Source organism: Gemmata sp. (assembly GCF_051859125.1).
Taxonomy (GTDB): domain Bacteria; phylum Planctomycetota; class Planctomycetia; order Gemmatales; family Gemmataceae; genus Gemmata.
This window is the reverse complement of the sequence record NZ_JBHYGG010000177.1, coordinates 1-5,368: the sequence shown is the minus strand read 5'-3', so window position 1 is coordinate 5,368 and position 5,368 is coordinate 1. Positions and strand designations below refer to the sequence as shown.

5 protein-coding genes and 1 pseudogene are annotated in these 5,368 nt (G+C 66.2%); 3 read left to right on the top strand and 3 right to left on the bottom strand.

Features of this window, described 5'->3' with window-relative positions:
- Positions 1-57 precede the first annotated feature (57 nt).
- The 3 genes from ACTIGN_RS15995 to ACTIGN_RS15985 form a co-directional block, all read right to left on the bottom strand.
- On the bottom strand, positions 58-633 hold the full coding sequence (locus ACTIGN_RS15995) for a hypothetical protein (RefSeq protein ID WP_439625563.1): 576 nt from the start codon (positions 631-633) through the stop codon (positions 58-60).
- Positions 634-876: 243 nt separating this feature from the next.
- Positions 877-1,359, bottom strand: a complete 483-nt coding sequence (locus ACTIGN_RS15990; RefSeq protein ID WP_439625561.1) for a hypothetical protein — start codon at positions 1,357-1,359, stop codon at positions 877-879.
- Between the two features lie 93 nt (positions 1,360-1,452).
- Positions 1,453-1,656: a hypothetical protein gene (locus ACTIGN_RS15985; RefSeq protein WP_439625559.1), complete on the bottom strand. Its 204-nt coding sequence runs from the start codon at positions 1,654-1,656 to the stop codon at positions 1,453-1,455.
- 713 nt (positions 1,657-2,369) lie between these two features.
- Here ACTIGN_RS15985 and ACTIGN_RS15980 point away from each other — a divergent pair.
- The 3 genes and pseudogenes from ACTIGN_RS15980 to ACTIGN_RS15970 form a co-directional block, all read left to right on the top strand.
- On the top strand, positions 2,370-3,149 hold the full coding sequence (locus ACTIGN_RS15980; protein ID WP_439625557.1) for a 3-keto-disaccharide hydrolase: 780 nt from the start codon (positions 2,370-2,372) through the stop codon (positions 3,147-3,149).
- Positions 3,150-3,348: 199 nt separating this feature from the next.
- Positions 3,349-5,109, top strand: coding sequence for a recombinase family protein (locus tag ACTIGN_RS15975; RefSeq protein WP_439625555.1), 1,761 nt, complete (start codon positions 3,349-3,351; stop codon positions 5,107-5,109).
- Positions 5,109-5,368 (top strand): annotated as a pseudogene (locus ACTIGN_RS15970) (3-keto-disaccharide hydrolase); the annotation flags it as partial. The gene ACTIGN_RS15975 and the pseudogene ACTIGN_RS15970, both read left to right, overlap by 1 nt.

Genomic DNA, 5,368 nt, shown 5'->3' with positions numbered 1-5,368 from the left:
AGCGTTCGCCTGGCCGGGCCTGCCGCATCGCCCGGTTCGGGCTGTCTTTGTGCGCTATCACCGGCCGTTACTCAGGTGGAACAGCCCCCGCGAGAAGCCGACCACTGTGGGGCTGATGTCGTACCCGTCGGCGTACATGAATCTGTCCCGATAGTTCGCCAGCGCGGCCGGGGCCGACGCCAGCAGACCCCAGAACGCCGTCCCGATCGCCCGGCGTCGCGCCCCGGGGCACCCACGCCCGAACCGCAGCTCGGCCTGCAGGTCGTCGTCCGTGCAAACGAACGGGGTGAGCTGCGGCTCGCCACCCGTGACGCTCACGGCTAACAGGGCGGAGTCGAGGAACTGCCACCGAACCGCGTGTCGGCAGGTCGGTGGTGCGAACCCTAGAGCCACCGGCAGCCGTGCCCGCACCCACAGGGCGTTGTGGAACTCGAGCAAGTTGTCGCCGTCCGGCTGCACCCCGGTCGGCAAGTATGCGGCGGAGTACGCTTCGAGCGGTTCGGCCGGCACCTCGTCGCCCCAGTGGTCCGGCGTCCAGAGGGCGACCGGCACGAAGGCCAGCCCGTCCCACCGGGTCGAGTGGGTCGCCGAGTCCAGCAGGCTTGCGCCGTCGAGGTCGTTTGCGGCCGCCACCCCAGTAAGCCCTCACTCGCTGAACGACCCCGCGCGGCTGACCCGGCCCCACTTCGGGGCCGGGGCGTGAATGTGGAAGCTTGTGATGATCTGCTACGGGGTGCTCAAGAACCGGATTCCGTTCGACCCCAACTGAACCGGGGTTCGTGCGGCGGCCGGGGGACCGGCGGGTGAGCTCCCGGCCGCCGGACGAACCACGCGGATCGGGGGTTGACCACATGCCATCTGGTTCGGCTTCGGGCGCTAGTGGAACCGCGCCGCCGCCCGCTTGCCGGTGAGCAGGTCATACGCGGGTGACGAGTCGTGCCACCGGATGACGACCGGCACCGGGTAGCCCGCCCCGCCGGCCTCCGCCCACAGCCGCCGCAGCTCCTCGATCAGAACCTCCTCGATCACCGGCTCGGCCTTCCGGCCGATGGCCCGCCGGTACGACTCCCACGGGATCGAGTCGAACCGGGGGAACACTAAGTCGGACATCAGGTCGGCCCAGTGGTCGGCCCCGCCCGCCCCCACCGTGTACACGCACACCGACAGGGTGGTGCAGGCGTCGTGGATCTCGAACCGCACATGGGTGGTGCCGGGAGGTAGTGCCTCCGTCGCCATGCGCCGGAGCTGCTCGGCTCTCCGCGGCCAGAACCGGGCGAGCCGCCCGCGGATGGCGACTTTCAACACGGCGAGCTTCGCCGTCCGCTGCTGGGCGATGGTCGGCTTCCTCGCCTTCGCCACTCCGATGCCCTCCGCCGCCGAACGACCCGGTTCAGCTGCCCACCCCGGCTTTGAGGGGCGGGTCGGCTGCAACCGATGGTTCGGCCTCTGAGCCTACCCCTTGCCGAGCACCGAGTCCACCACCCAGCACCCGCGGACGTGCGGCCCCGGCCCGCGGCAGTGGTTCAGGATGTCATCGCTGTTGCACCCGGCGTCTTGGAGCGCGTCGGCCAGGATCGGCATCAGGTCGAAGGCGCGTTTTTCGTAGATGCCCGTTGCAAGTGCAAGGACATCGGACGTGAGCCAGGCGGCATCCATGGTGAGGGGGTGAAAAGGGTTCCCGAATATCTCCCGTATCAGTTGTGCTTGAAGCACCTGCTGGTGCTTATCCGGTTCGTTCTGCTGTTCGGTGACGCAGGCGGCGTTTGCGGCAACATGGAGCAGATACCCCCATTCAGTATCCAGGGAGAGCGAGAGAACTGCTGCGCGCCCTGGGTTCTGATGGCGCCGACCCAGCACTCCGCCCCGCATGAACGCATCTGCTTTCGCTGCATCGGAGCTAATTTGGGCGACGTGCTCGCTGTTTGCCATTCCGTCTGCATAACTCTCTGCTACCTCGACCGCAGCTCTACTTCGCTCGTCAGGCAGAAAGTGCCAGACTCGGCGGCAGCAAGCGACAGCGAACAGCCTCAACTTCCGAGTCCCTTCCCAGTGCCACAACAAATGCTTCTGCATCAGTGTCGGATCGCCGCACTCCAGCCACTCCGCTTCCGTCATCGCTCGCCCTCCACGCCGCTCATCATCCCCGATCGCACGCCGGGTGCAAGTCGTCACATCACCCCTTCGCCGCCCCGTTCTCGCTACGCGGCTCAGAGATCTGAGCCGGATGCGGCACACCTCGGCGCTACGCAATCGAGCCGTGGCGACTATGCCATGTGCATCTGTTTGAGCCCTTCGACCCGATGCTACTGGACAAAGTACGGCATCTGACGGATACTCGCCGCACCGTCAATCTCCCCAGAGGCTCTCCCGTGCGATCCAATGCAATTATTCTCATCCCCCTGGCAGCGCTCACGCTAACGACCCTCCTCCCGGCGAGGGCGGAACCCCCGAAGCCGGAGAAGTTCGACGACACCGGGTTCGTCAGCATCTTCGACGGCAAGACGCTCGACGGCTGGAAGGTGTCGGCGAAGACCGGCCACAGCGGAGCCAGCAAGAACAAGAGCGGCGGCAAGTGGCTGATCGAGGACGGCGCGATCGTCGGGTCGCAAGACATCCCCGCTAACGGTGGCATCGTCATCACCGAGAAGCAGTACGGCGACTTCGAGGTGACGCTCGAAATGAAGAACGACTATGGACCTGACAGCGGTCTGTTCCTCCGGAGTACCGACACGGGCAAGTGCTACCAAGCCATGATTGATTATCACTCAAACGGCAATCTTATGGGTGTCTATGGCGAAGGGCTCGGTGGCAAGCCTCACGTCCGCAACTTCGACTTCGGCAAAGAGGTTACCAAGATCGTGGTCCCGAGCAAGCAGGGGCCGAGCGACGTGAAGTGCCCGGTTGCTGTGGAGGACTGGTCGAAGTTCTGGAAGCACGGCGAGTGGAACGAGCTCCGCGCCCGCATCGAGGGGAACCCGCCGAAGGTCACCACCTGGATCAAGGGCGTCAAGTTCATGGAGTACCAGGACACCGAGAAGCGGCTCGGCGACACGGGCGGCATCGCGCTGCAGGTCCACGGCGGCGGCGACTACACCAAGCAGTTCGTCCGGTACCGCAACATCCGCGTCAAGGAACTCGGTAATAAGTGACGTTGGCTCGGCCACTTTATCGCCACTCCGGCTCAGATCTCTGAGCCGCGACCGAATCACCTCGCGTCGGCGCATGTCCTCCGATATAAAAGACATGCGCCTCCCCGGACTGTTCGGAGGGGCAAAAAAATGACCGGGCCAAGGTGCGGCAAACACCCCGGCCCGGCAGTTCCGATCAGCCTTTCGAGGAGGCCGACCGATGCCCAATTCTACACGCGCACCGGCGGCCGGCACAGGGAAACCCGTCAAGGCCGCGATCTACCTGCGTTGCTCCACCATGAAGCAAGAGGACTCGCCCGACCGGCAACGGTCGCAGGTCGTCCCCTACGCCGAGCGGAACGGGTACGAGGTCGTCGCGACGTTCGCTGACGAGGGCGTGCCGGGCGACGAGATCCTGCGCCGCCCCGAGTTCTGCAAGATGCTGGAAGAGGCGAAGCGGGGCAAGTTCAAGGTGATCCTCTGCGACGACGTTGACCGCTTCGGGCGGTTCGACTCTCTGCAACTCGGTGAGGTCGCGTCACCGCTCGTGCGGGCCGGGGTGCGGCTCGTCACGGTCGCCCAGGGCGAGGTCGTATGGTCGAGCCTCATGGGCCGGATCAACTCGATGCTCCAGGCCGAGTTCAAGAAGTCCGAGTCGAAAGACATCAGCCGCCGCGTCATGACCGCGATGCTCCAGAGGGTGAAGGCGGGAGAGTGGGTGGCCGGCCTCGCCCCCTACGGCTACGAGGCGGTCAAGGTGAAGGGCGAGGGCACCGGCCGCGAGCGCCGCACGCTGGTACCTGTTCCGGTCGAGGCCGAGGTGGTGCGGTGGATCTTCGCCCAGATCGCTGACCGGGGGATGACGGTGAACTGGGTCGCCCAGGAGCTGACCGAGCGCCGCACGCCGCTCCCGCGGCAAAAGGGTAAGGGCCGGCGCGACCCGAGCCGGAACGCCTTCTGGTATCCCAAGCAGGTCGCGGACATGCTCCGCAACCGAGCGTATGTCGGGGACATCGTGTGGAACCGCACCACCGGGGGCGGGTACTCCGAATTCAACGGCGAGCAAGTCCTCCAGCACGACAGCAAGACCGGTCCCCGCGACCACGGGTCGTCGGCGCTGGTCGAGGTTCGCGGCACCCACGAGGCCATCGTCACCCGGGAGCAGTTCCAGAAGGTGCAGGAGGTCATCGCCGGGAACCGGAAGCGGACCACGCCCAAGAAGGCCGATGAGGCGGACTACCTCTTCACGCGAATGCTCGTCTGCTCGCGGTGCGGCTCCTTCATGGTCGGCCGGCCCTACCAGCGGAAGAAGGGCGCTGCTCAGACCTCTGAGCCGGCGTCGAACGACCCCGACCGGCGGTTCTACATGTGCGGGGGCTACTTCCGGCTGGGCAAGTCGTATTGCAAGGCACACACCATCCCCGAAGCCCCGCTGCGCGAGCGGGTCGTCGGCGCGGTCGAGGCGTACTGCCGGACGTGGATCGACGGCTTCCGGGCAACGCTCCAGGCCGAGATCGACGCGGCCCGGCAGGTGGACCACGGGCTGATCTCCAGGCTCAAGGCCGCGGTCGCCGACTTCGACACGCGGATCGCAACGGGCGAGCAGAACCTCATGTTCGAGCCGAGAGACACCCCCGCACGCCGGGAGCGGGCCGAACGGTTGCGGAACTCGCTGGACGAGATGGAGGCGGAACGCGAGCAGCTCCGCGCCCAGCTCGCCAAGATCGAGGACGGAACATTCGCCGCGGAGAAGGAGCAATCGCTCAAAGACCACGAAGAGGTTCTGTGGATGGTCCGCGAGGCGCTCACGAGCGGCGACGCGGCCGACGTTCGCCGGGTGATGCGGGAGGTCGTGAGCTGCATCAAGCTGTCGTTCAACTACCGGGTGGCCGGCAAGCGGGAACTCTCTTCCCTGGCGAAGGCCGAGGTGATCCTGCGGCCCCAGACCACGACTCACAACTTGGGGGGTTTGGCAACCTGATGGGGATCTACGGCGAGGGGATCGGCGGCAAGCCGCACGTCCGCAACTTCGACTTCACCAAGGACGTGACCGAGATCAAGGTGCCGAGCGGCCAGCCCGACGGCGGGTTCAAGTGCCCGGTCGCCGCGGCCGACTGGCCGAACTTCTGGAAGCCGGGCGAGTGGAACGAGCTCCGCGCCCGCATCGAGGGGAACCCGCCGAAGATCACCACCTGGATCAAGGGCGTCAAGTTCATGGAGTACCAGGACACCGAGAAGCG

What these genes read in the sequence shown, in the direction of transcription:
- ACTIGN_RS15985 (WP_439625559.1), bottom strand. Translation starts at nt 1,656, where the DNA reads ATGGATGCCGCCTGGCTCACGTCCGATGTCCTTGCACTTGCAACGGGC.
- ACTIGN_RS15975 (WP_439625555.1), top strand. Translation starts at nt 3,349, where the DNA reads ATGCCCAATTCTACACGCGCACCGGCGGCCGGCACAGGGAAACCCGTC.